This window comes from Micromonospora sp. NPDC049679 (assembly GCF_040659735.1).
GTDB lineage: Bacteria > Actinomycetota > Actinomycetes > Mycobacteriales > Micromonosporaceae > Micromonospora_I.
In genome coordinates, this window is record NZ_JBFANZ010000001.1 from 51,714 (window position 1) to 77,637 (window position 25,924).

General features: G+C 71.4%; 19 protein-coding genes. 10 read left to right on the forward strand and 9 right to left on the reverse strand.

Features of this window, described 5'->3' with window-relative positions:
* Positions 1 to 35: 35 nt before the first annotated feature.
* Positions 36 to 326, reverse strand: a complete 291-nt coding sequence (gene clpS / locus AB0J06_RS00285; protein WP_357422909.1) for an ATP-dependent Clp protease adapter ClpS — start codon at positions 324 to 326, stop codon at positions 36 to 38.
* A gap of 148 nt (positions 327 to 474) precedes the next feature.
* Positions 475 to 1,929 (reverse strand): hypothetical protein, encoded by a 1,455-nt coding sequence (locus AB0J06_RS00290; RefSeq protein ID WP_357422911.1) that lies wholly within the window; start codon positions 1,927 to 1,929, stop codon positions 475 to 477.
* A gap of 232 nt (positions 1,930 to 2,161) precedes the next feature.
* On the opposite strand from AB0J06_RS00290, the gene AB0J06_RS00295 reads away from it, so the two are divergent.
* The 4 genes from AB0J06_RS00295 to AB0J06_RS00310 are packed head-to-tail and all read left to right on the forward strand — an operon-like array spanning position 2,162 to position 8,067.
* The gene (locus AB0J06_RS00295; RefSeq protein WP_357422913.1) at positions 2,162 to 4,801 is read left to right on the forward strand and encodes a LuxR C-terminal-related transcriptional regulator; all 2,640 of its coding nucleotides are present in this window, start codon (positions 2,162 to 2,164) and stop codon (positions 4,799 to 4,801) included.
* Between the two features lie 20 nt (positions 4,802 to 4,821).
* Complete coding sequence (locus AB0J06_RS00300; protein WP_357422915.1) at positions 4,822 to 6,111, forward strand: nicotinate phosphoribosyltransferase; 1,290 nt, start codon at positions 4,822 to 4,824, stop codon at positions 6,109 to 6,111.
* Positions 6,112 to 6,144: 33 nt separating this feature from the next.
* Entirely contained in the window at positions 6,145 to 6,723 is a 579-nt protein-coding gene (locus tag AB0J06_RS00305; protein ID WP_357422918.1) for an isochorismatase family protein, read from the forward strand.
* 51 nt (positions 6,724 to 6,774) lie between these two features.
* On the forward strand, positions 6,775 to 8,067 hold the full coding sequence (locus AB0J06_RS00310) for an MFS transporter (RefSeq protein ID WP_357423453.1): 1,293 nt from the start codon (positions 6,775 to 6,777) through the stop codon (positions 8,065 to 8,067).
* A 240-nt stretch (positions 8,068 to 8,307) separates the two neighbouring features.
* On the opposite strand, the gene ctaD is transcribed toward AB0J06_RS00310, so the two are convergent.
* The 4 genes from ctaD to eda all read right to left on the reverse strand — a co-directional run bounded on the left by ctaD (position 8,308) and on the right by eda (position 13,292).
* Positions 8,308 to 10,068, reverse strand: a complete 1,761-nt coding sequence (gene ctaD, locus AB0J06_RS00315) for a cytochrome c oxidase subunit I (RefSeq protein ID WP_357422920.1) — start codon at positions 10,066 to 10,068, stop codon at positions 8,308 to 8,310.
* A gap of 128 nt (positions 10,069 to 10,196) precedes the next feature.
* Positions 10,197 to 11,312: an FAD-dependent monooxygenase gene (locus AB0J06_RS00320; RefSeq protein WP_357422922.1), complete on the reverse strand. Its 1,116-nt coding sequence runs from the start codon at positions 11,310 to 11,312 to the stop codon at positions 10,197 to 10,199.
* Positions 11,313 to 11,529: 217 nt separating this feature from the next.
* Complete coding sequence (locus AB0J06_RS00325; RefSeq protein WP_357422924.1) at positions 11,530 to 12,624, reverse strand: sugar kinase; 1,095 nt, start codon at positions 12,622 to 12,624, stop codon at positions 11,530 to 11,532.
* 2 nt (positions 12,625 to 12,626) lie between these two features.
* Complete coding sequence (eda, locus tag AB0J06_RS00330; protein WP_357422926.1) at positions 12,627 to 13,292, reverse strand: bifunctional 4-hydroxy-2-oxoglutarate aldolase/2-dehydro-3-deoxy-phosphogluconate aldolase; 666 nt, start codon at positions 13,290 to 13,292, stop codon at positions 12,627 to 12,629.
* A 66-nt stretch (positions 13,293 to 13,358) separates the two neighbouring features.
* On the opposite strand from eda, the gene AB0J06_RS00335 reads away from it, so the two are divergent.
* Together AB0J06_RS00335 and AB0J06_RS00340 are read left to right on the forward strand one after the other, a co-directional pair.
* Positions 13,359 to 14,135 carry an IclR family transcriptional regulator gene (locus tag AB0J06_RS00335; protein ID WP_357422928.1) on the forward strand — a complete coding sequence of 259 codons (777 nt, stop codon included), beginning with the start codon at positions 13,359 to 13,361 and terminating at the stop codon, positions 14,133 to 14,135.
* A gap of 284 nt (positions 14,136 to 14,419) precedes the next feature.
* Complete coding sequence (locus AB0J06_RS00340; protein WP_357422930.1) at positions 14,420 to 15,823, forward strand: cellulose binding domain-containing protein; 1,404 nt, start codon at positions 14,420 to 14,422, stop codon at positions 15,821 to 15,823.
* A 436-nt stretch (positions 15,824 to 16,259) separates the two neighbouring features.
* Here the strand turns inward: AB0J06_RS00340 and AB0J06_RS00345 are convergent, their stop codons facing one another.
* Positions 16,260 to 17,234, reverse strand: coding sequence for a hypothetical protein (locus AB0J06_RS00345; protein WP_357422932.1), 975 nt, complete (start codon positions 17,232 to 17,234; stop codon positions 16,260 to 16,262).
* A 533-nt stretch (positions 17,235 to 17,767) separates the two neighbouring features.
* Positions 17,768 to 18,553, reverse strand: a complete 786-nt coding sequence (locus AB0J06_RS00350) for an aldo/keto reductase (RefSeq protein WP_357422934.1) — start codon at positions 18,551 to 18,553, stop codon at positions 17,768 to 17,770.
* Positions 18,554 to 18,627: 74 nt separating this feature from the next.
* On the opposite strand from AB0J06_RS00350, the gene AB0J06_RS00355 reads away from it, so the two are divergent.
* Positions 18,628 to 19,626: a DNA polymerase ligase N-terminal domain-containing protein gene (locus tag AB0J06_RS00355; RefSeq protein WP_357422936.1), complete on the forward strand. Its 999-nt coding sequence runs from the start codon at positions 18,628 to 18,630 to the stop codon at positions 19,624 to 19,626.
* A gap of 79 nt (positions 19,627 to 19,705) precedes the next feature.
* Here the strand turns inward: AB0J06_RS00355 and AB0J06_RS00360 are convergent, their stop codons facing one another.
* The gene (locus tag AB0J06_RS00360; protein WP_357422938.1) at positions 19,706 to 21,820 is read right to left on the reverse strand and encodes a bifunctional UDP-sugar hydrolase/5'-nucleotidase; all 2,115 of its coding nucleotides are present in this window, start codon (positions 21,818 to 21,820) and stop codon (positions 19,706 to 19,708) included.
* 207 nt (positions 21,821 to 22,027) lie between these two features.
* Between AB0J06_RS00360 and AB0J06_RS00365 the strand changes: the two genes are divergently transcribed.
* From AB0J06_RS00365 to AB0J06_RS00375, 3 genes are all read left to right on the forward strand, one after another.
* A complete protein-coding gene (locus AB0J06_RS00365; RefSeq protein ID WP_357422940.1) occupies positions 22,028 to 24,139 on the forward strand; it encodes a catalase in 2,112 nt (703 codons plus the stop codon).
* A 97-nt stretch (positions 24,140 to 24,236) separates the two neighbouring features.
* Positions 24,237 to 24,995 (forward strand): hypothetical protein, encoded by a 759-nt coding sequence (locus AB0J06_RS00370; protein ID WP_357422942.1) that lies wholly within the window; start codon positions 24,237 to 24,239, stop codon positions 24,993 to 24,995.
* Positions 24,996 to 25,040: 45 nt separating this feature from the next.
* Entirely contained in the window at positions 25,041 to 25,841 is an 801-nt protein-coding gene (locus AB0J06_RS00375) for an SDR family NAD(P)-dependent oxidoreductase (protein ID WP_357422944.1), read from the forward strand.
* The last annotated feature ends 83 nt before the right edge of the window (positions 25,842 to 25,924 follow it).

The following is a 25,924-nucleotide window of genomic DNA, read 5'->3' on the forward strand; positions in this document are numbered from 1 at the left end:
ACAGTCGTCCCCGCGTCACTCAGCGTCCCCGGCCGTCATGCCTGATCAACGGTTGCCCACAGACCGTACGCGTGCAGTTGGGACGCGTCGTGCTCCATCCGCTCCCGCGCGCCGCTCGAGACCACCGCACGGCCCTTGTGATGCACGTCGAGCATCAGCTGCTCGGCTCTCTCGCGGCTGTATCCGAACAGCTTCTGGAACACCCACGTCACGTAGGACATGAGGTTGACCGGGTCGTCCCAGACGATGGTCACCCATGGTCGGTCCTCCGCCGGCACCTCTTCGGTGTCCGGCGTCTCGACCGGTGCAACCTGCGGAGCCGCCATGCCCCCCATCGTGCCACCGACCCCCGGCGGACGATCGACCGGAACGTCACGCACCCTCCGGCCTCGCCCCTCGGCGAGCGCGACGGGCGTGCCCCGCCGTCCCGCCGGCTTCTGGACCGTGGTGCGGGCAACATCGAGTGCACCCATGTCAGGCCAGCAGGATGCCGTGGTCGACAGCCTCCACCAGAAGCGCGGTCAGCCCGCGGGCGACGGCGTCGAACCGACGCGTGGTCTCGCGCAGCAGTTCGAGCTCGACGGCGCGGATGGCGCGCTGCGCCCAGGAACGCGCGGCATCCGGATCGGCGGTGCGGGGGTTGCGCCAGTGCAGGTAGCAGCCTCCGGAGAGGCCGACACCGATCGCCGGCAGCACCGGCGGCCCCACCTCGCTGGGATAGGCGGCGAGCGCGGCGACCGCCTCGGCGCCGGGCAGCACGGCGACCCCGCCGGTCGCGGTGACGAGGAACACCCGGGCGAGGTCACGCGCCGCCGGGTCCTCGGCGAACCCCCGGCGTACGGCGGAGACCACCCGTCGCCGTACGCCCTCGTCCGGCGATCCGCCCAGCACGTGGCTGAGCGTGTCGTGGATGACCTGGTCCACCGCCGCATCCCCTTCGGCTGCCGCGCGCAGCGACAGCGCGTGCAGCTCCCGGTCGAGTGCCGCGGGCAGACCGGCGTATCCGGCGCCGAAGACGATCTCCTCGACGACGCGGAGGTGCACGTTCGCCAGTTCCACGGAGAGCCGCTGACGGACGAGGTGGTCGCCGGCGCGGACGGCCTCGTCGAGCCGCCGCGCCCAGTCGGACTCGTGTGCGCGGGGGGCGACCCGGACGGTGCGCGCGGCGCCCGGCGGCACCGGCGGGTTGAGACTGGCCCGGCGCAGTCCTTCCGCGCCGGCCCATTCGACGAGCGCGCGGCGCAGGTAGGCGGTGTCGGTGGCGGCCGGATCGACCGCGAACCAGGGCGCGCCGGCCAGCGCCGGCACGGCGGCCGTCACGTTGGCGCGGTGCGCCTCCACCGCCGTGGTGGCCGCATCGAAGAGCGGGTCGGGTGCGGTGGGCGCCGCCCAGCCACCGTCGGCGGCCGGGGTGACCGCGAAGAACACCGCCGCGGCGCCGCGGGCCGCCTCGGTGAGGAGTTCCAGCTCGATCGGGCTGGGCGCCTGGTCGGCGGCGAGCACGAAGAGCATCGCGCCGCCACGATCGACGGCGTCGAGAAGGATGCGGGTGCCGGCCACGCCGAGGGTCGCGGTGTCCGGCGTGTCGACGAGCGTGAAGTGCCGCAGCAGCGGGTCGGGCGCGACCAGTTCGACGCGGCGTGGCGGCCGGGTCGGCCGGGAGCCGGAGCCGGCGGCGGCGGGCGGGTAGGGCTGTGGTTGGCGCGCGCCGGGCAGGTGGGCGGTGCTCTGACGTCGAGGGGCGTGCTTGACCACCAGGTAGCTGGTCTCGGGGAGGTCGAGCAGACGGCCGGGCGTTCCGAGCAGGGCGCCGACGACCTCGCTGCGGCCGCTCCCGGCCCCGACCGCGACGACCGCGATGGGCTCGTCGGGTACGGCGTCGACCACGTCGGCGCGCAGTCGGATTTTGTGTCGCTGCTGTCTGGGCACTCCCGGTCCTGCCCCTTCCGGGCGAGATCCGGCGACCAGGTGGAGCGTTCCGGACTCCATCCACGGCCTCCTCGAGAACGATTTGCCCGACGGCGACCGGGCATCGGAACGCTACGTGAACGATCACTTACGCAGCGAGGAGCGCCATTACTCAACAGGGGCCGGATCGGTTACTCAACTTCAGACCGTGACCAGGCAAGCGCTGACGGGCTTCGATCGATATGCTCGCTCGATGGGCCCGTGGAGCTTTGTCGGCCGCACGGATGAACTCAACCGTCTGGTCACCGCGGCAACCAGCGGGACCGGCCGGGGCCTCATCGTCAGCGGCACCGCCGGCATCGGCAAGAGCCGACTGCTGCGCGAGACCGTCTCGGCGCTCCCGACCGACCGGTTCGCCGTGTTCACCGCCTCGTCCACCATCGCCACCGCCGGCCTGCCCCTCGGTGGGCTCGCCGAGATCCTCCCCGCGGAGCAGCCGGCCGGGCTCTCCCCGACCGCCCTGCTGCAGTGGGCGGTGGAGTCGCTGCACGAGCAGGCCGCCGGACGCCCCATCGTGCTCGCCGTGGACGACGCCCACCTCCTCGACCCGTCGTCGGCCGCGCTGGTCTACCTGGTCGCCCGCGCGGCACACGGCACCGTGCTGGGCACATTCCGCAGCGGCATGCGGCTCCCGGTCCCGATCCGCGGACTGTGGACCGACGATCTGGTCGACCACATCGAGCTGGCGCCGCTCGGTGTCGCGGAGACGACCGCGCTGCTGACCGAGATGCTCGGCGGTCCGATCGAGACGACCTCCGCGGAGCGGCTGTGGCGGTTGTCGGCCGGCCACGCCCTGCTGCTGCGCGAGCTGGTCACCGCCGCCCACGCCGGTCAGGAGATGACGCGGGCGTACGGGGTGTGGCGCTGGACGGGGGGCCTCGAGTTCGCGTCGAGCCTGATCGACCTCGTCGACACCCGCGTCGAGCAGCTGAGCACCGAGGTGCGCACCGTGGTCGAGCTGGTCGCGCTCGGTGAGCCGATCGGTCTCGACCTGGTGATCCGGGCGACGGACCATGCGCCCGTGGAGGCCGCGGAGGAGCGCGGCCTCATCCGCGTGCTCGACGACGACCGGCGGCACAACGTGACGATGGCGCACCCGCTCTACGCCGAGGTCATCCGCCGGCGCTGTCCGGTGACCCGCTCCCGCCGTCTCTACGCGCGCCTCGCCGCGCTGGTCGAGGAGGCCGGCGCGCACCGGCGGGAGGACCTGCTGCGGCTCGCGGTCTGGCGGCTGGAGTCCGACACCGTCCGGGATCCGCGGCTGCTCCTCGCCGCCGGCTCACAGGCGTTGAGCCGGTTCGAGATGGCGCTCGCCGCCCGGCTGGCCCGGGGGGCTCTCACCGCCGGCGGCGGCTTCGACGCCGCGGAGCTGCTCGCCACGGTTCTGGCGCTGCGTGACGAGCCGGACGAGGCGCTGTCGGTGCTGGAATCGGTCCGCGACGAGATCACCTCGGATCATCGGCGTAGCCGCTGGTCCGCGATACGCGGCCTGGCCTGTTATTGGGGCCGGGGGCGCGAGGAGGCGGTGGAGGACCTCGCCGCCGACGCCAGGGCGCTGACCGATCCGGGCGACCGCGCGTTCCTGCACTCCGCCGAAGCGATCATGCGGCTGCACCGGCTGGACCGTGCCGAGGCGACGCGACTCGCCCGGGCCGTTCTGGACGAACCGGCGGCCACGCTGCCGGCGCGCGCCCGGGCGCGGTGCGTGACCGCCTACCTGCACGCCGCGGGGGGCGACCTGCAGCGCAGCGCGCAGGCGATCGCCGAGGTGGTCGCCGCCGCCCCGCGGTGGCGCACCCAGCTACCCGACCTGCAGCTCGCGCTCGAAATGGCCCGTGGCACCCAGTTGATCCTCGCCGGCGATCTCGGCGGCATCGACGCGATCGTCGCGGCCGAGTTCGCCGATCTGGCCGATGCCGGCGACTTCCGGCCCGGCCCCGGCTACCTCTCCGTCGTCCGCGCCCAGGCGGCGCGGCTGCACGGGCAGGCCGCCGAGGCGCTGCGCCGCAGCATGCAGGCGTGCGCGGTGCTCAGACCCGGCAGCGTCATCGCCGGACTGGCCCACGCCGAACGCGCCCACGCGTCGGCCCTGCGTGGCCAGGCAGCCGAGGCGACCGCGGCGATGGCCGACTCGGACGCGACGCGGCCGCCGGGGATGGGCGTGCTCTACCCGTGGCAGGAGCAGGCCCGGTGCTGGGTCATGGTGTGCGCGGGGGACACGCCCGGCGGCGTACGGGTGCTGCGTGACCTGGTCGACCGGCTGCGCGCCGACGGGTTCGCCGGTCACGAGATCGTCGCTCTGCACGACCTGGTCCGGCTCGGCCGCGACGACCTCGTCGTCGATCGCCTGACCGAGCTCACCGGCGTGGTCCAGGGGTGCCTGCCGGCGCTGGTCACCCGGCAGGCACGGGCCGCGAACGCCGGGTCCGCGACCGAACTGCTGGCGGTGGCGGACGACTTCGCGGCACTCGGGCTCGACCTGTTCGCGGCGGAGGCGGCCGCCATGGCGGTGACCCTGCTACGGACCGGCCGCTCGCCCCTGGCGGTCGAGGCGAGCGCGCGCCTCGGCGACCTGCTGCAGCGCTGCGACGCCGTCGCTACCCCCGCGCTGCTGACCGGGCAGCCGGCGCTGACCGGGCGGGAGCGGCAGATCGCGCGGCTGGCGGCGAAGGGTGTGGCCAGCCGGGACATCGCGGAGCAGCTCTTCATCTCGACCCGGACCGTGGAAAACCATCTGCAGCGGGTCTACAGCAAGCTCGGGGTGACGTGCCGCGGGGAGCTCACGCCCGCGCTCCGGGCGTTGCCCGACCTCGAGGTCGCCGCCGGTCGGTGAGGCCTGGTTAGGGTGTGAGCGTGACCAGCCTTCGCCCCGCACTCCTGACGGACCACTACGAGCTGACGATGGTCAATGCCGCCCTGAAGGACGGCACGGCTGACCGGCACTGCGTTTTCGAGGTGTTCGCGCGGCGGCTCCCCGCCGGCCGGCGATACGGGGTGGTCGCGGGCACCGGTCGGCTCGTCGATGCGCTGCGGGACTTCCGCTTCGACGAGGCGGAGGTCCGCTTCCTGCGCGACACCGGGGTGGTCGACGACCAGACGGCCGCGTGGTTGACCCGCTACCGCTTCACCGGCGAGATCCACGGCTACGCGGAGGGCGAGCTCTTCTTCCCCAACTCCCCCATCCTCACCGTCTCCGGCACCTTCGCGGAGTGCGTGCTGCTGGAGACGCTGGTGCTGTCGGTGCTCAACCACGACTGCGCGATCGCCGCGGCCGCGGCCCGGATGGTCACCGCGGCCCGCGGCCGCACGGTCATCGAAATGGGGGCGCGGCGCACCCACGAGGAAGCCGCGGTCGCCGCCGCCCGCGCGTCCTACCTGGCCGGTTTCGCCTACACGTCGAGCCTCGCGGCGGGGCAGCGGTACGGGATCCCCACCGCGGGCACCGCCGCGCACGCGTTCACGCTGCTGCACGACGACGAGCCCGCGGCGTTCGCCTCGCAGGTGGCCGCGCTCGGTAAGAACACGACGCTGCTGGTCGACACCTACGACATCAGCCAGGGGATCCGCAACGCGATCGCGGTCGCCGGCCCCGACCTGCGGGCGATCCGGATCGACTCCGGCGACCTGTCGGTGCTGGCGCAGCAGTCCCGCGAGCTGCTCGACTCGCTCGGCGCCACCGAGACGAAGATCATCGTCTCGGGTGACCTCGACGAATACGCGATCGCCGCGCTCGCCGCCGAGCCGGTCGACATGTACGGCGCCGGCACCGCCGTGGTGACCGGTTCCGGGGCGCCCACCGCCGGGCTGGTCTACAAACTGGTCGAGGTGGACGGGCGCCCGGTCGTGAAGCGCTCGGAGAACAAGGCGACGATCGGGGGGCGCAAGACCGCGGTCCGTCGACACAAGCCGACCGGAACGGCGATCGAGGAGGTCGTGGTCACCCGGGGCGTGCCGGAGCCGATGAACGGTGACCGGCTGCTGCAACGGCCGTACGTGATCGGCGGGGAGCCGGTCGACGGGCTGCCGACGCTCGCGGAGTCCCGCGACCACCTGCGCCACTGCCTGATCTCCATCCCGTGGGAGGGGCTCAAGCTGTCGGGCGGTGATCCGGCGATCCCGCTGACCGTGATCCCCGCACCCTGACCCCTGGCTCTTTCCCTGCCGCAAGGAGTGACCGTGACCCGAGGGTTGATCATCGTGGACGTGCAGAACGACTTCTGCGAGGGAGGTTCGCTCGCCGTCGCCGGCGGCGCCGGCGTCGCGGCCGAGGTCTCCCGACTGCTGCGTACCGGCGACCGGCGGTGGGACCACGTCGTGGCGACAAAGGACTACCACGTCGATCCGGGCGCGCACTTCGGCAATCCGCCGGACTTCCGCGATTCGTGGCCGGCGCACTGCGTCGTCGGCACCGGCGGCGCCGACTTCCACCCCGAGCTGGAGACCGACCGGATCGAGGCGGTGTTCCACAAGGGCGCGCATGCGGCGGCCTACTCCGGGTTCGAGGGGCACACGGAGGGGGGCGTGGGGCTCGCCGAGTGGCTGCGCCGGCACGACGTCGATGCCGTCGACGTCGTGGGCATCGCGACGGACCACTGCGTACGCGCGACGGCGCTGGACGCCGCGCGGGAGGGCTTTGCGACCACCGTCCTGCTCGAGTTGACCGCGGCGGTCGCCCACCCGACCACGATCGTCGCTCTCGACCAGTTGCGGGCGGCCGGCGTGACGCTCGTCGGGGAGCCGGTCGTCGCGGGGTGAGTCCGGCGTCACCGTCAATTCGTGACCCAAACGTCGCACCTCCGGGCGATGATCCTCCCGGAGGTACGGACCCGAATGACACTCACACCTTACCGTCAGGCGCTCGCCCTGCCGGGCATCCGCTCACTGCTGGTCGTCGCGATGCTCGCCCGCGTGCCGGTGACGGCGGCAAGCGTCACACTGACCCTGCACGTGGTGCTCGACTTCGGTCGGGGCTACGCAGCGGCGGGCCTGGTCGGCGCGGCGATGACCGTCGGCGCCGCGTTCGGCGCCCCCCTCCTCGGCCGGCTGGTCGACCGGCGCGGCCTGCGCCCGATGATCGTGTTGACCACGATCGCCTCCGCGCTGTTCTGGGCCGCGGCGCCGACGCTGCCGTACCCCGCGCTGCTGGTCGCGTCCGTCCTCGGCGGCCTGCTCACGCTGCCGGTCTTCTCCGTGGTCCGACAGTCGATCGCCGCCCTGGCGCCCGAGGAACACCGCCGCCAGGCCTACGCGCTGGATTCCATGTCGGTCGAACTGTCGTTCATGACCGGGCCGGCGATCGCCGTGCTGATGGTCACCGCTGTGTCGGCGCGGACCACGATGGTCGTCGTCGGCCTCGGCCTCGTCCTATCCGGCCTCGCCCTCTTCATGCTCAACCCGCCGATCCGCACCAGCGCCGAGAGCACGTCGCGGACGGCCCCGGTGCCGCGCCGCCAATGGCTGACGCCGCAGCTGATCGGGGTACTCGCCCTCGTGGTGGCCACCTCGCTGGCGCTCGGCGGCACCGACGTGGCGGTGGTCGCCGTACTCCGCGACGCCGGCCAGATCTCGTGGACCGGTGCCGTGCTCGCCGTCTGGGGCGCCTACTCGCTCGTCGGCGGCTTCGCGTACGGGGCGATGTCGCGGCCGCTCTCACCGTTGATCCTGGTCGCCCTCCTGGGGATCTTCACGATCCCGGTGGGGCTCGGCGGCGGCCAGTGGTGGCTGCTCTGCCTCGCGCTCATCCCCGCCGGCGCGCTCTGCGCGCCCGCCCTGGCGGCGACGGCGGACGCGGTCAGCCGCCTGGCGCCGGCGTCGGTACGCGGGGAGGCGATGGGACTGCACGGTTCCGCGCTCACCGTGGGTGTCGCGCTCGGCGCACCCCTGGCCGGCGCGGTGATGGACGCGACCACTCCGGCGTGGGGCTTCGCCGCGACGGGTCTGCTCGGCACGCTCGTTGCGCTCGCCGTGCTCCCCAGCGAGCTACGCCGGCGCCGCTCCACAGCGGCCGGGTCCGCGGCGACCGGGTCCGCGGGAGACGCAGAGTCGGCGGCCGCACGGGTGCCGGTCAGCGCGGCCTCCGTCGCCCCGCCCGCGCCCTGACCGCCCCGGTCGACCGCCGGTGATCGGGGACGTCCGTGCCCATCCCCCGGCTGACACCGTCGTTGCCCGGACACCCCGTCGATCTTTCAGTTGTGCTGGTGCATATCAACCCCGAAAGGGGAGAAGGCTGGCACCACAAGTACAAGATCGATGACGAAGGGTGGCGGGCGCCGGGGTAACACGAAGGGCGCCGCCTCCCGTACCGGAAGCGGCGCCCTTCGTCGCGCGTGTCGGGTGTCGCTAGACCCGGTCGAGGTTGCCGGCCGTGTCCTCGCGGTAGGTCGCCCCACCGTCCGACTCCGACGTCAGCGGCTTGGCCCCACCCTCCGGCGGACCGGCCAGCGACTGACCACCGGCGGCGAGCTCCGGGAACTTGAGGTCGAACGCCGGCCGCTCGGAGCGGATCCGCGGCATGCGGTCGAAGTTGCGCAGCGGCGGCGGGCAGCTGGTCGCCCACTCCAGCGAGTTGCCGTGACCCCACGGGTCGTCCACCTCGACGACGGGACCCGTCTTGTACGACTTCCAGACGTTCCAGATGAAGGGCAGCGTCGAGATGCCGGTGATGAACGCCCCGACCGTGGAGATCATGTTGAGCTCGGTGAAGCCGTCACGGGCCTGATAGTCGGCGTAGCGGCGGGGCATGCCCTCGCTGCCGAGCCAGTGCTGCACCAGGAACGTGGTGTGGAAGCCGACGAAGGTCAGCCAGAAGTGGATCTTCCCGAGCCGCTCGTCCATCATCCGGCCGGTGAACTTCGGGAACCAGAAGTAGATGCCCGCGAACACCGCGAAGACGATCGTGCCGAAGAGCACGTAGTGGAAGTGGGCCACCACGAAATACGAGTCGGAGACCTGGAAGTCGATCGGCGGGCTGGCGAGCAGCACGCCGGAGAGGCCACCGAAGAGGAACGTCACCAGGAAGCCGATCGACCAGAGCATCGGAGTCTCGAAGCTGATCTGGCCGCGCCACATGGTGCCGATCCAGTTGAAGAACTTCATACCGGTCGGCACGGCGATGAGGAAGCTCAGGAAGCTGAAGAACGGCATCAGCACCTGGCCGGTGGCGAACATGTGGTGGGCCCACACGCTCATCGACAGCGCCGCGATCGCGAGGGTCGCGCCGACCAGGCCCTTGTAACCGAAGATCGGCTTACGGGAGAAGACCGGGATGATCTCGCTGATGATGCCGAAGAACGGCAGCGCGACGATGTAGACCTCGGGGTGGCCGAAGAACCAGAAGAGGTGCTGCCAGAGCATCGGACCCCCGGTGGCGGGGTCGTAGACGTGCGCGCCGAGCATGCGGTCGGCGGCGAGCGCCATGAGCGCGGCGGCGAGCAGCGGGAACACCATGATCACGAGCAGACTGGTGACCAGCATGTTCCAGGTGAAGATCGGCATCCGGAACATGGTCATTCCGGGCGCGCGCAGCGTCAGGATCGTGGTGATCAGGTTGACCGCGCCGAGGATCGTGCCCAGACCGGAGATGGTCAGGCCCATGATCCACATATTGGCGCCGATGCCGGGCGAGTGCTCGATGCTGCTCAGCGGGGCGTAGGCGAACCAACCGAAGTCGGCGGCGCCACCGGGGGTGAGGAAGCCACCCATGGCGAGCGTGCCGCCGAAGAGGTAGAGCCAGTACGCGAAGCTGTTGAGCCGCGGGAAGGACACGTCGGGCGCGCCGATCTGGATCGGCGTGATGTAGTTCGCGAACGCGAAGACGATCGGCGTCGCGAAGAACAGCAGCATGATCGTGCCGTGCATGGTGAAGAGCTGGTTGTACTGCTCGGGCGACAGGAACTGCAGCCCCGGCCGGGCCAGCTCGGCGCGCATGATCAACGCCATCAGGCCGCCGATCATGAAGAACGCGAACGCGGTGATCATGTACATGATCCCGATCTGCTTCGCGTCCGTCGTACGCAGCAGCCGCGCGATGGCCGAGCCCTTAACCGGCTCTCGGACCGGCCACGGCCGGGTCACGATCGGTTTCGGTGCAACGGTGGTCACGAGTGGCCTCCGGTTCTCGTTAGTCCCACTCGGCGCGCGCTCTTGATCTGCGGGCCGTACCTCCGACGCAGAATAGTCCCCGCTACCGGCGGGTCAGGCGTGGGGTGGTCGGACGCGCCGGAAGGTCATCAGACGGGATCCACGAGCAAGCGGTAGTGGTCCCTGAAGATCCGGGCGCCACGTCCGCGCAGCAACGGGTCGCGCAGCGGCGGCGGCACGTCGCGCGTGCGGTCGCGATCGCGCGTCCGGTCCAGCACCCACTTCGTACGCGGACGCCGCCGGTTCTCGTACGCGGCGAGCGCGCCCCTGACCGTCCCGGAGCGGCGCAGCGCGTCGGCGAGCACCAGCGCGTCCTCCAATGCCATCGCGGCCCCCTGGGACAGGGTCGGCGCGGTGGCGTGCGCCGCGTCGCCCACCAGCACCACGCCGCCACGGGACCAACAGCCCAGTTCGACCTCGTCGACGGCCGCGACCTGCACCGTCTCCAGCGCCTCGAGCACGGGGGGCACGGGGCCGGCGAACCCGCCGAAGACCTCGCGCAGCCGGGCGACCGGATCGGGGGGCAGCGCGCCGTCCGGCGGCAGCGCCTCGTCGGCGTAGCAGTAGAGCCTCCCGTTGCCCATCGGCATCACCACGAAGCCCGCGCGGCGGCCGAGCACGCCCGTCCACGCGGTCACCTCCGGACCGCCGGTGACCACGCTGCGGTAGACGATCTGGCCGACCGGCCGGGCGGCGCCGCCGAGGGCGGACATCGCCCGGACCGCGGATCGTCGGCCGTCGGCGCCGATGACCAGGTCGTACTCGGCGTGGGAGCCGTCGGCGAAGGCGACCTTCGTCGTTTCGTCGCCCACCTCCAGCCCGGACACCCCGGTGCGGTGCCGGACGTCGCCGCCGGCGCCGGTGAGCAGCACCCGGTGCAGGTCCGCGCGGGGCAGGGCGCGCGACTCGCCGACGCCGTCCCACAGTTTGCCGAGGTCGACGGCGCAGAGTTGCCGGCCCCGTACGTCGAGGAAGCGTTGGGTCGAGATGACATCGCCGAGCGGGCGGAGCGGAGCGTCCAGCCCCAGTTCACGCAGGGCCCGCGCGGCATTGCCGGGCAGGAAGATGCCGGCCCCCGGCACGGTGGACGCCGGCAGTTGCTCCACCACCTCGGGACGGAAGCCCTTCAGGCGCAGCGCTCGGGTCACCGCCAGGCCGGCGATGCCCGCCCCGACAACGAGAATGCGCACGGTGGATCCGGCCATGTCGGCGACGCCTCCGAAGGGGTGGACACGCGTTGAAGCCAAGAGACTACTGCCGGCCACACGAGCGGCGATAGGCCCTCACCGATGCGCGCCAGGCGCGCACCCCGTCCAGATCCTCCCCCGCCCCGCGCGATCTTGCAGTTGTGGCCTCCGATAACGAGCAATTTATCCGCTTTTGCCGGGGCCACAACTGCAAGATCGACGGGAGGTAGGGGGGTCAGCGTTGGACGCGGGCGCCGGCGCCGCGGACGAGCGCCTCCACCTCTTTCAGGTTGGCCATCGAGGTGTCGCCGGGGGTGGTCATGGCGAGAGCGCCGTGGGCCGCGCCGTATTCGATCGCGGTGGCCAGGTCGCCCTTCTCCAGCAGGCCGTAGATGAGGCCGGAGGCGAAGCTGTCGCCCCCGCCGACGCGGTCCATGATCTCCAGCCCGGTCCGGTGCGTGGCCTCGACGAACCGCCCGTCGCCCCAGGCGATCGCGCCCCAGTCGTTGACCGTGGCGGTCCGTACCGTCCGGAGCGTGGTCGCGACGACCTTGAAGTTGGCGTACTCCTTCGTGACCTCTTCGATCATCCGCTGGAAGTTCGCCACCTCCAGCTCGGAGAGGTTCTCGTCGGTGTCCGGCACGTCGAAGCCGAGCGAGGCGGTGAAGTCCTCCTCGTTACCGATCATCACGTCGACGTACCGGGCCAGCCGCCGGTTGACCTCCTGCGCGCGGGTCTGGCCACCCACCGCCTTCCAGAGGCTGGGGCGGTAGTTCAGGTCGTACGAGATGATCGTCCCGTGCCGGCGCGCGGCGGACATGGCCGCCTCGATCGTGTCCGGGGTGGTCTCCGACAGGGCCGCGTAGATGCCGCCGGTGTGCAGCCACCGCACACCGAGGGTGCCGAAGAGGTGGTCCCAGTCGACGTCCTCGGCGCGGAGCTGACTGGCGGCGGTGTGGCCGCGGTCGGAGGTGCCGACCGCGCCGCGGACGCCGAAGCCGCGCTCGGTGAAGTTGAGGCCGTTGCGGACCGCGCGGCCGATCCCGTCGTACGGCAGCCACGTGATGAACGAGGTGTCCACGCCGCCCTGCAGGACCAGGTCCTCCAGCAGGTGTCCCACCTCGTTGTCGGCGAAGGCGGTCACGATCCCGGTGCGCAGCCCGAAGCAGCGGCGCAGCCCGCGCGCGACGTTGTACTCGCCACCGCCCTCCCACGCCCGGAAGCTGCGGGCGGTGCGGACCCGCCCCTCGCCGGGATCGAGGCGGAGCATGATCTCGCCGAGCGACACGAGGTCGTAGCGGCATTCGTCGGCGGGTCGGAGCTGCAGCATGGTCACGCCTCCGGAGTGGGTCGGGCGGCGGCGACGGCCGCGGCGGTCAGGCTGGTGACCTCGTCCCACTTGCCGGCGGCGAGCAGGTCGGGGGCGACCATCCAGGTGCCGCCGACGGCGAGGACGGCCGGGACGGCGAGATAGTCGGGCAGGTTGCGGGTGTTGACGCCGCCGGTCGGGATGAAGCGCACCGACCGGAAGGGCGCCGCCAGCGCCTTGATCATGGCGACGCCGCCGAGCTGCTCGGCGGGGAAGAACTTGACGGTCTCCAGGCCGGCGTCGAGCGCCATCTGGATCTCGGTCGCGCTGGAGACGCCGGGGAAGACCGGGATGCCGAGCTCCTGGCAGTGCCGCACGACGGCGGGGCTGAAGCCGGGGCTGACCACGAAGCGGGCGCCCGCCTCGACGGCCCGGTCGACCTGGGCCGGGGTCAGCACCGTCCCGGCGCCGACGAGGAGCTCCGGGTTCTCCGACATGACACGGATCGCGTCGGCCGCGGCGTCGGTGCGGAAGGTCACCTCGGCGCTGCGCAGGCCGCCCGCGGTGAGGGCGGACGCGAGCGGAGCGGCGTCCTTGGCGTCGTTGAGGACGACGACGGGAAGGATCCGGCCAGCCGCGATAGTGGCGAGAATGTTGGGGGCTTGTTCAGAATCATGAACGGCGGTCACCTACGTGACCATACCGACACCGCTCGCGCTGTCAACCCCGACGCGATCATCGTTAGAGTGGCCGCCATGACCATGGGCGAAGGATTCCAGCCGGTGAAGTCGGCCGGCCGGACACTCGAGGTACTGGAGGCGCTCGCCGAGTCTCCCGGCCGCCGCTCGCTGGTCGACCTCGCCCGCGCCCTGGACATCCCCAAGAGCAGCCTGCACGGAATCCTCCGCACGATGATCCAGCGCGGCTGGGTGGAGGCGGACGGCACCGGCACGCGCTTCGGGCTCGGCGTACGGGCACTGCAGGTCGGGGCGGCATACCTGGAGACCGACGACGCGGTCGGACTGATGTCGGCCGTACTCGATGAACTGTCCCGGCAGTTCGGCGAGACCGTGCACCTCGGGCGCCTCGACGGGCCGCACGTCGTCTACATGGCGAAACGGGAATCGATCCATCCGCTCCGGCTCTACAGCGCGATCGGCCGGCACCTGCCGGCACACGCCACCGCGCTGGGCAAGGTGCTCCTCGCCGAACGCAGCGACGAGGCGGTGGACCGGCTGCTGAACTGGCCGCTGGCCGCGCTGACCCGGCACACCATTACGGATCCGGCCACGCTCCACGCCGAACTCGCGACCGCGCGCGAGCGGGGCTACGCGATCGACCGCGAGGAGAACACCGAGGGCATCGTGTGCTTCGCGATCGCGGTGCCGCTGCAGAGCCCGGCGACCGACGCGATCAGCCTCTCCGTGCCGGCCGCGCGGATCGGCCCGGGGAGCGAGGACGAGATCGTCGCCGCCCTGCGCCGGGCAGCCAACCAGGTCCGCGCCGCCCGCAGCCTGCTCTCCGCAATCTGACTCCCACGCTCACGCCCCACCCCACGCCCCCCACGCCCCGCCCCCGCCCCGCCCCATGCCCCGCCCGTCCCACGCCCCGCTCGCCTCGTCGATCAAGGACGTATTCACACGGTTTGATCTCCAATCGTGGGAATACGTCCTTGATCGACGCAAGACTCCTTGATCGACGCGGGCGCGCGGCCATTGCCAACCCTTTTCATGGATGTCAATGTGTCCTAGCTTCAATGGGAGCGCGCCCGTTCGACCAACCGTCCCCTCGGGTCCCCCACAGCCAAGGAGCATCCATGCGTCGCCTCACCCGCGCCCTAGCGGCTTCGTGCCTGCTCATCGCCGGCACACTCGCCACCGTCGCCGCCGGCGGCGGCCCCGCCCGGGCCGACACCCTGATCTGCGAGCAGTACGGCGCCACCACCATCCAGAGCCGCTACGTCGTCCAGAACAACCGCTGGGGCAGCAGCGCCGAGCAGTGCATCAACGTCACCGGCACCGGGTTCTCGATCACGAGTCAGCAGGGCAGCGCCGCCACGAACGGCGCGCCGCTGTCGTACCCGTCGGTCTACTTCGGCTGCCACTACGGCAACTGCTCCCCCGGCACCAACCTGCCGATCCAGGTGAGCCAGATCAGCAGCGCGACCAGCAGCATCAGCTACACGTACGCGGGCGGCACCTACAACGCCTCGTACGACATCTGGCTCGACCCGACGCCGAAGACCACCGGGGTCAACCAGATGGAGATCATGATCTGGTTCAACCGCCAGGGCTCGATCCAACCGATCGGCTCCCGCACCGGCAGCGCCACGGTCGGCGGTCGCACCTGGGAGGTGTGGAGCGGCAACAACGGCGGCAACAACGTCATCTCGTACGTCGCGCCCTCCCCGATCAGCAGCTGGAACTTCAGCGTGCTGGACTTCATCAACGACGTCCGCAGCCGCGGCGCGATCACCAACTCGTGGTACCTCACCAGCGTCCAGGCCGGCTTCGAACCGTGGAACGGCGGCGTCGGCCTCGCGGTCAACTCCTTCTCGGCCACGGTGAACGGGGGCGGTGGCGGAGGCGGCGGTGACAATCAGCCGCCGAGCACACCCGGTCAGCCCTCGGCGAGCAACGTCACCGCCAACAGCGTCGCGCTGAACTGGCCGGCGTCCACCGACAACGTCGGCGTGACCGGCTACGACGTCTACCGGCAGCAGGGCGGCGGCGCGGCAACCCAGGTCGGGAACGTGACCGGCACCTCGTACACCGCGACCGGGCTCTCCGCGTCCACGTCGTACGGATTCTTTGTCCGCGCCCGCGACGCCGCCGGCAACGTGTCGGCCGCCTCGCCCACCCGGACGGTGACCACCTCGGCCGGCGGCGGGGGCGGGGGCAGCGGCGCCTGCCGGGTCGCGTACACGCCGAACACCTGGAACAACGGCTTCACCGCGAACGTCACGATCACCAACACCGGGTCGAGCGCGGTCACCGGCTGGACGCTGACCTACAGCCTGCCGGCCGGCCAGTCGATCACCAGTTCGTGGAACGCGACGGTGACCCAGAGCGGGTCGGCGGTGACGGCCCGGAACGCCGCCCACAACGGCAGCCTGGCGCCGGGCGCGAACACCTCGTTCGGCTACCAGGCCACCTACTCCGGCACCTACTCCTCCCCCACCGCGTTCTCGCTGAACGGCACCGCCTGCACCACCGCGTAACCACCTCACCGACCGCTGCGCCGCGTCGACCACAGCGTCGCGTCGACCACAGCGTCGCGTCGACCACAGCGTCGCGTCGATCAAGGGCTTATTCACACGATCGGAGATCAAAATATGTGAATAAGCCCTTGATCGACCAACAAGTCCTTGATCGACGGGGCGTAGCGTCGCGGTCATGTCACGGATCACCCTCCGCGGGCGTCACCACCGGCCGGCTCGGCGCCGGGGACACCGTGACCTGGGAGGCCCCGCCACCCCGGCCTGCGCTGGCGGATGGCCGCAGAGATAACCCGGTACGACCGACCGCGCCGGTTCGTCGATGAGCAGACGGTGGGACCGTTCCGGCACTGGCGGCAGGAGCACGTGTTCCCCGCTGATCGCGGCGGGACCGTCATGCACGAAAGCCCCCCTCACCGGACCAACCGCGCGGGGGGGATCACAGTGTGTGGACGAGTCCTTGATCGACGGGGACCGAGGCGACCGCGCGCACGGTCTGGTCAGGGACGGAACCCGTCAGGGTCGGGGTGTCGACCTGGTGGGCGTCGGCGAAGACGACGCGGCTGAAGTCGTGCTCCGGCAGCTGGCGGGGCTGTCCGGCCGGGAGCACCGGCGCCAGCGCCCGGAACACCGCCGCCACCCGCTCGCCGCGGTAGTCCTCCGGGCGTTCCGTGGCGCGCAGCAGCACGGCTCCGCGCGACAACGGCAGCACCTCCGCGAAGGCGCCCGAGGCGCGCAACGCGTCCGCCCCGCCCAGCCGGCACGTCAGCTCCTTCGGACACACCGTCACCCACTCGTACCCGCGCACGAAACACCGGCTGGCGTCGGCCGACTCGTCCGGGTCGCGACGCAGCGCCGCATCCAGGAGCGTCGCCGGCGCGGGGTTCCCCGCGCTGCGCAGCATCTCGCCGTACGCCAGGTCGGCGACCTCCGCCATCCGCCGGGCGAGCTCGATCAGGGCGGAGACGACGCGCGGCACCAGGTGCGACCGCTGCGCGAACCCCACGGACGCCTGGAGCTTGAGGTGCCGTCCGCCGCCGAACCGGGTGACGTGCAGGTCGAGTTCGGCCGCGCCGGGCGCGACGTCGTACCAGTGCGCGGAGAGCTGGCCCAGCTCTTCGGTCAGCCCGTCCGCCCAGCGCGGCGGCCGGCGTCGCCGCCCCCTTCCCACCGCGCGCTCGTCGAAGGCCGTGAAGGAGGTCGTCGGCTCGGGGGCGCCCGCCGGCTGCGCGAACGGCAGGAGCAGTCGGCAGGCCTCGTCGTGCCACAACTGCAGCAGCGGGGCGATGTGTGACACGTGCCCGGCGCCGTCGACATAGAGCACGAGAGTCGCGAGATCCGGCTCCGGCTCCGGCTCGTCGACCTGCATCCAAGACGGCATGGTCAGTCCACCGCCGTAGTCGTTCACGTTCATCGCCATCCCCTCCGACACCCCAGGACCCGATACCGTAGCGGCAACTCACGAAAAAAACACCGGGGTAAGGCCCCGCCGCGAATATGAATTTTTCGTGATCGGCCAAGGGTGCACACCGCGTACACCGACCGCGACGTAGCGACATCGCATATTGCCCGTCTTCATTGGCGAAAGCGCACCGCTCCGAACCCATCACGATGTGTTGCGGCGACGCATCCCAGCTACCGCAGCGTTCGCAATGCGCACACACCCCGGCCGCTTACCGGGTGCAGCAGCGACGTTACGGCGCGCAGCTGGCGTGAAAGCGCGACGGGGGGTCTTGTATAACGCGGCAAAACCGTTAACCATGAGCATCTTCGAATTGCCGCTTCATATCCGGAAAGCGGGGCGCGGCTTGCTCCGCGAGTGCGATCGCACCATGCCCGGCGACGCAATCGCGGCCGCGCGCCGGTATCGACTGCACGCGCTTTCCACCGCCACGATGAATGGCCGAGCGTTGTCCGGCGCGATTCCTCTCCCGCGGCGGACCGACCTTAGCGGACCAGCGCGTCGATTTCGCGGACCTCTGCCTCGGTCAGGGTGAAGCCGAAGACGTCGCGGTTGAGGTCGATCCGCTCCGGCGTCACCGACTTCGGGATCACCACGATGCCGTGCTCGATGTGCCAGCGGATCACCACCTGCGCCGCGGTCACCCCGTGGGCGTCGGCGATCCGGACCAGCACCGGGTCGTTCAGGTCGGTGTTCTTGAACGGGCTGTAGCCCTCGAGCACGATCCCGCGCTCCCGGTGCGCGGCGAGCGTCCGCGGATCGTGCAGCGACGGCGCCCACTCGATCTGGTTGAGCGCGGGCGTCTCCCCCGTCTCCTCGATCAGCGCGTCGAGCTGCCCGATGCTGTAGTTGCTGACCCCGACCGCGCGCGCCAACCCCTCGTCGCGGATCGCCACGAACTGACGCCAGGTGTCCAGGCCGTCGCTGCCACGGAGGGGCCAGTGGATCAGCCACAGGTCGACGTGGTCGGTGCCGAGCGCCGTCAGGCTCGCCTCGATCGTCTCGCGTTCCCGGCCGGTCCGCTCCGGCGGGAGCTTCGTGGTGATGAAGACGTCCCCGCGGCGCAGCCCGCTGTCGCGCAGTGCCCGCCCTACGCCGGCCTCGTTGCCGTACATGGTCGCGGTGTCGACGTGCCGGTAGCCGGCGCGGAGCGCGTAGAGCGTGGATTCGTAGCCCTCGTTGCCGGTCGCCTGCCAGGTGCCGAAGCCGAGGATCGGCATCGGCACGTCGCGGGGCAGCACGACGGAGGGCTGTTCAGTCACTGCGGTCATGCGGGCCTTCCTACCCCGGATCAGCCACCTCATGCCGGATGCGGGGACAGGTCGACTACCGGACAATGCGACGTATGGGTGACCGGCTGGACGAATACCGGCGCAAGCGTGACGCCGCCCGTACCCCGGAACCGGTGCCCGAGCGCACCCCGCGGAAGCGACGCGGGGAACGCTTCGTGATCCAGCAGCACCATGCCCGCAGCCTGCACTGGGACCTGCGCCTGGAGCGCGACGGCGTCCTCGCCTCCTGGGCGGTGCCGCGCGGCCTGCCCCGGGATGCCGCCCGCAACCACCTGGCGGTGCATACCGAGGACCATCCCCTCGAATACCTGGACTTCCACGGCGAGATCCCGGCCGGCGAGTACGGCGGCGGCCGGATGACCATCTTCGATCGTGGCACCTACACGTGCGAGAAGTGGCGCGACGACGAGGTGATGGTGGTACTGCGCGGTAAGCGCGTCTCCGGTCGCTACGTGCTCTTCCAGACGCGGGGCAAGGACTGGATGATCCGACGGATGGATCCGCCGCCGGCGGGCTGGAGCGGGATGCCCGAGGTGGTCCGCCCGATGGAGGCCAGCCGCGCGGTGAAGCTGCCGGCGCAGGACGACGCCTGGGCGTACGAGATGCGCTGGAACGGCGTACGCGCGGTGGCGTTCGTGTCGGGCGGGCGGCTGCGGCTGCTCTCCGGCGACGACGAGGAGATCACCGGGAGCTATCCGCAGCTTCGCGCGCTCGCCGAGGAGCTGGCGCCGACGGAAGCGGTGCTCGACGGGGTCGTCGTGACGTTGCGGCAGAAGAAGAAGGCGACCGAGCAGTACCTGGTCTTCGATCTGCTCTGGCTGGAGGGGACGCCCACCACGGATCTGCCCTATGCGCAGCGGCGTGAGCTGCTTGACGGGCTCGGTCTCGCCGGGGCGCACTGGCAGACCCCGCCCTATTTTCCCGGCGGCGGCTCCTACGCGCTGAGCGCCAGTCGCGAACAGGACCTGGCCGGCGTGATCGCGAAGCGGTTGGATTCCCCGTACGAGCCGGGCAGACGCACCCGTCGCTGGCTGAGCATCGACGCGCGCTGACGGGGAGATGCCCGTTGACGGGGAGAGACGGCGCGGGCGGGGAGGGGCTTCGCCCGTCCCCGCCCGCGCGGTTCCTACCTCAGAGTTGGGCGCACTGCCCCGTCGCCGGTCCACGGACGGTGTTGGCCCGCCCGTCGTTGACCGGTGCCGGGACGTTGCCGGCGCAGAAGATCGGGCCGCGGAAGGTGCTGCCGGCGACGACCGGCGCCTCCGTGCCCTTGTTGGAGAGGAGCGTCACCGGACCGGTCACGCTCACCTCGTCGATCCAGACGCCGGCGGTGCCGGCGGCGAGGCTGACCGGCCCGGCGACGGTCACGTCGGTCAGGCTGACGGTCGCCGCGCCCAGCGCGGTGACCGGCCCGGAGATCTTGCCACCGGTCACGATCAGCGAGCCGCTCCCCCAGACCGTCACCGGCCCCTGCACGGTCGCGTCGGCCACGCAGGTCGCGCCGGAGCCGACCGTCAGCGCGCCGAGGTGGCGCCCGGTGATGGTCCGGGTGCACGCGGGCAGCGGGATCACCCGGCCGACCGTGGCGCGCGGCGCCGGGTCGGCGATGACCGGCGAGTTCTTCGCCAGGTACGCGGTCAGCATGGTCAGGTCGTTGTCACCGGTCGTCACCCGGTTGGTGCCCCGGCCGAGCGTGCTGAAGTTGTCCCCGCCGGAGGCGAGGAACGAGTTCTGGGTGACCCGGTACTGCGTGGCCGGACTCACCCGCACCCCGTTGAGCTTGATCGACCGGGCGATGACGCGCTGGCCGCGCGGCTGCGTGGCGTCGTAGGAGTAGGTGAACCCCTTGGAGACGCCGAGCCAGAGCACCGGACGGGAGGCGGCATCCGGCTGCCACTGCTCCTCCAGGACCTGCTTGATCTGAGCACCGGTCAGCGTCTGCGTGACCACGTCGTTCGCGAACGGCTGCACCGCGAACGCCTGCGAGTAGGTCACCACCCCGTTCGTCCCGTACAGCAGGTCCGCGCGGAGGCCACCGGGGTTCATGAAGGCGATCTGCGCGCCACCCCGGCCGGCGTCCTGGGTGCCGGCGAGCTGCACGTCGGCGATGAGGTTGCCGAGCGGGGACTCGATGCCCCGGTTCTCGGTGCCGTTGGTGTAGCCACGCTTGATGTCGGCGGTGATCGACCCGAGCGGCTGCTTGCCCAGCTCGTTCGCGGTGGCGGCCGCCTTGCTGACGATGTCGGCGACCGCGGCGTTCTGCGGCGCGCCGGTGACATCGACGAGGTCGGCGCTGGACGCGGTCACCGTACGGGTCGCCGGGTCGACGCTCAACGTGATCCGGCCGAGCTTCTTGCCGTACTCGTGGGCCTGCAGCACCGGCCGGGTGCGGTCCGTGCCGGGCACCGCCATCTGGAAGGCGTACGGCTGGTGGGTGTGCCCGCCGATCACCGCGTCGATGTCGGCGCTGACCCGGGTGAACGGGCCGAAGACCGGGTCGGCGGCGAGCTGGTCGGCCGAGCCGACGCTGGTCTGCGCCGCGCCCTCGTGCGCGAGCAGCACGACGACGTCGGCCTCGCCGTTGGCGGCGTTGCCGTCGCGAAGCTGCGCGGCCACGCTATTGGCCTCCGCCACCGGGTCGCGGAACTGCACGCCGGCGATGCCGGAGGGGCTGACCAGGGAGGCGGTCTCCCGGGTCACCACGCCGACGTAGCCGACCCGGATCCCACCCAGCTCCTGCACCGAGTACGCGGGGAGGGCGCGTGTCCCGTCGCGGTAGACGTTGGCGCCGAGCAGCGGGAAGGTCGCCCGGTCGGTGACCCGCCCCAGCAGGTCGGAGAGGCCCTTGTCGAACTCGTGGTTGCCCACCGCCGACGCCGCGAGGCCGCCGGCGTTGAGCGCGTCGATCGTCGGGTTGTCGCCGTCGATCGCGGAGATGAAGGTCGAGGCGCCGATGTTGTCGCCCGCCGAGACGAACGCGGTGTTGGGGTTGGCCGCCCGGAGCTGGTCGATCAGGCCGACGAGCTGGGCGGCGCCGCCGACGGCCTGGCCGCCCACGGTGGTCGGCGACTGCAGCCGGCCGTGGAAGTCGTTGATGGTCAGGATCTGCAGGTCGACGCCGGCCGCGGCGGACGGCGCGGCGGTCTGCGCGGGCGCCGCGGCGGCGGGCGCGGTCGCGGTCAACCCGAGCCCGGATACGAGTGCGGCGGCGAGCGCAATCCGTGGTGCGCTGCTGGTCAGGCGCATGTAGCGATCCTCCGATGGGGATCTCGCAGGAGCTGAACGGGATGGAGTGTATGGCCTGACGCGGCGGTCGCAACTTACCCGCGCGGCGCGAAGTGGCTGGCCGGACGGCCGTGATCGACAGAATCTCTCCGACCGCCGAGGAGTGAACCCCCGACTTCGCGGTACTCCCGCAGATCCGCCAGTCGTCCCGCCATGGAGGGCATCGCGATGAGCAGCGACCAGCAGCCGACCGCCAAGAATGCACAACTGGACGCCTACCGGACCGATCCCCGCGACGGCTACCTGACGACCGACCAGGGCATCCGGGTGGAGGACACCGACAATTCGCTGCGGGCCGGCACGCGCGGGCCCAGCCTGCTGGAGGACTTCCACCTCCGCGAGAAGGTGATGCGGTTCGACCACGAACGGATCCCGGAGCGGGTCGTGCACGCGCGCGGCGCGGGCGCCCACGGCTACTTCCAGGTGTACGACGGATCGCTGGCCGAGGAGACCACCGCCGAGTTCCTCTACGACCCGTCGCTGCGTACCCCGGTCTTCGTCCGTTTCTCCACGGTGCAGGGCTCGCGCGGCTCCACCGACACCCCGCGTGACGTGCGCGGGTTCGCCACCAAGTTCTACACCGGCCAGGGCAACTTCGATCTCGTCGGCAACAACATGCCGGTCTTCTTCATCCAGGACGGCATCAAGTTCCCCGATCTGGTGCACGCGCTCAAGCCCGAGCCGCACAACGAGATCCCGACCGCGGCCTCGGCGCACGACACGTTCTGGGATTTCGTGTCGCTGCAGCCCGAGACGCTGCACCACGTCATGTGGCTGATGTCGGACCGGGCGATCCCGCGCAGCTACCGCACGATGCAGGGTTTCGGTGTGCACACGTTCCGGCTGGTCAACGGGGAGGGACGGGCGACGTTCGTCAAGTTCCACTGGACGCCGAAGCTGGGCACGCACTCACTGGTCTGGGACGAGGCCCAGAAGATCTCCGGCAAGGATCCGGACTTCAACCGCCGCGACCTGTGGGAGGCGATCGAGGCCGGCCAGTTTCCGGAGTACGAACTGGGGTTGCAGCTCATCCCGGAGGATCGGGAGTTCGACCTCGACGACATCGACCTGCTCGACGCCACCAAGATCATCCCGGAGGAGCTGGTGCCGGTGACGCCCGTCGGGCGGATGGTCCTCAACCGCAACCCCGACAACTTCTTCGCCGAGACCGAACAGGTCGCGTTCTGCATCGGCAACGTGGTGCCCGGCATCGACTTCACCGACGACCCGCTGCTGCAGGCCCGCCTCTTCTCATACCTGGACACCCAGCTCACCCGCCTCGGCGGGCCGAACTTCGCACAGATCCCGATCAACCAGCCGGTCGCGCCGGTCACCAACCACCAGCAGGACGGCTTCCACCAGCAGACCATCCGGCAGGGGCGGGCCAACTACCACCCCAACTCCCTCGGGGACGGCCGACCGGTGGTCGCCGGGCGGCAGGGTGGCGGGTTCACGCACTTCCCCGAACGGGTCGACGGCCCGAAGGAACGGCGCCGCAGCCAGACCTTCGCCGACCACTACAGCCAGCCGACCCTCTTCTGGAACAGCATGTCGCTGTGGGAGAAGGAGCACATCGTCGCCGCGTTCCGCTTCGAACTCGGCCGGGTGTCGCAACGGCACATCCGCGAGTTGATGGCGCAGCACCTGGGCCGGATCGATCACGAACTTGCGGTGATGGTCGCGGCGGGGATCGGCGTACGCCCCCCGGCGCGGCAGGGCGACAACCACGGGCGCAGCTCGCGCGCGCTCAGCCAGGCGTACGCGGCGCGGGACACGATCCTCAGTCGCAAGGTGGCGCTGCTCGTGGCGGACGGCACCGACGCGGAGAGCGTCACGACCCTGCGGACCGCGCTGACCGAGCGTGGCGCGATCGTCGAGCTTCTGGGACCGGTCGACGGGGTGGTCACCGCCGCTGACGGGTCGTCCCTCCCGGTGACCCGCGCGATCACCACCGTGGGCTCGGTGCTCTACGACGCGGTTGTGGTGCCCGGCGGAAACGACGCCGCCATAGCGCTGGTCGCTGACGGGTATACGGTGCATTTCGTGGCGGAGGCCTACAAGCATGCTAAACCGGTCGGAGTGCTGGGGGAGGCGACGACGCTGCTCACGCAGACTCAGCTGCCCATGCCGGCGCTGGACGACAACGGGCTGGGCGAGGAACTCGGGCTTGTCGTGCAGTCCGCGCGCGGCGCGGTGAGCGCCGGGTTCGTCACCGCATTCGCCGATGCGCTGGCCCGGCACCGGCACTTCGACCGGGCCGTCGACGCGGTCGCGGCGTGACCGTCGGGTGACGCAAAGATCGCCATGACCCGGTCTGGACCGGACGGGAGGGCATGAGTCATCCTTTAGCGGATGCGTGGGGGGAGGAAACAGGACGATGCGTGACCTTGACGATGCGTTGGCCCGCCTGGCCCGCCGCGACCAGCTGCAGAAACGCAACAGCAACGGGCACCATGACGAGCCGCGTCCCGCCGTGGACGAGGTCGCCGAGGCGCTCCGACAGGTGATCGAGCGCCACCCCGGCCTGAGCGCCGTCGTACGGCTCGACGGGGTTGGCGCCAGCACGGAGATCCGCGTCTCGCGCGAGGCGGGCACGGTGCGGGTGACGACCACGGACCTTGAGTCGACGCCGTCCCCGACGAGCGCGCCCCCACTCGACCCATCGCCGCTGGCCGCGTCGCCGCTCGATTCGCCGCTGCTCCGGTCTTCCCCGCTGGACCCCCACCCGCTCGATGCATCCCCGGGCGATCCATCCCCGCACGAAGCGGAACCGCTGGATCCGCAGCCGTTGGACGGGTTCGCGATGACGGGCTCCCCGCTGCCACCGCGACCCCGCCGGGCGGATCGGCTCTCCGCGTACCCGGTACCGTCCCGACCGCTGGACTCCGAGCCGTTCCCGGCCGACGCGACCTTCCCGACCTCCGATGCGGGCCCGGCCGACACCGTGTCCCCCATCGACACGGCGTTCCCGGCCCACGCGGCCGCGGACCCGATCGACCGGCAGCCCGCGCTCCCGCCCGCCGCACCTCCCGAATGGCCGTTGCGGGCGGAGGCCGCGCCCGGCAGCCCCGAGGCGCGGCTGGCGGAGCTGGTCCGCCGCGACCCGTCCCTGCTCGAACACCCGCGCGAGGGCTGAGGGCCCGACGCGACGCCGAGCGGCCGGGCGTGGAAGGCTGGCGCGGTGGCACGAATTCTGATCACGGGGGCATCCGACGGGCTCGGACGGGCGCTGGCCGAGGAGCTCGCCGCGGCCGGCCACGAGCTGATCGTGCATGGCCGCGACCCGGTTCGCCTGGCGCAGGCCGCCGCCGCGACCGGCGGCCACCCCGTACAGGCCGATCTCTCGTCGCTCGCCGAGGTACGGCAGCTCGCGGCTCAGGTCACGGCGGGGTTCGACCGGCTCGATGTGCTGGTCAACAACGCCGGGGTGGGGTTCGGCGCGCCGGGCGAGCCGAGACAGCTCTCCCCCGATGGTCACGAGCTGCGGTTCGCGGTCAACTATCTGGCCCCGGTGCTGCTGACCCGCCTGCTGCTGCCCCTGCTGCGTCGCGCACCGGCGGCGCGGATCGTCAACGTCGCCTCCGTCGGACAGCGTCGGGTCGACCTCGACGACGTGATGATGGAACACGGGTACGACGGGACCGTCGCCTACCGCCGGGCCAAGCTGGCGTTGGTCGCGCACTCGTTCGATCTCGCCGACGAGCTCGCCGCGACGGGGATCACCGTCAACAGCCTGCACCCCGCGACGCTGATGCCCACCACGATGGTGCGTCAGTCGGGAATGGAACGGCTCGACTCGTTGGAGCAGGGACTGCGGGCCACGGCACGGCTGGTGGTCGATCCGGAGCTGACCGGGGTCACCGGCCGGTATTTCGACGGCGAGCAGGAGTCCAGGGCGAACGACCAGGCCTACGACCCCGAGTTCCGGGCGAGACTGCGCACCGTCACCGACGCGCTCGTCGCGGAACCCGCGCGGCGGTAGCCGCGTTCGTTGCGCGGTGCCGGCGCAGCGCGCGCATACGGAGCTGAACCGTCCGCGCCGTCAAAGCCAAAGCCGTCCCATGT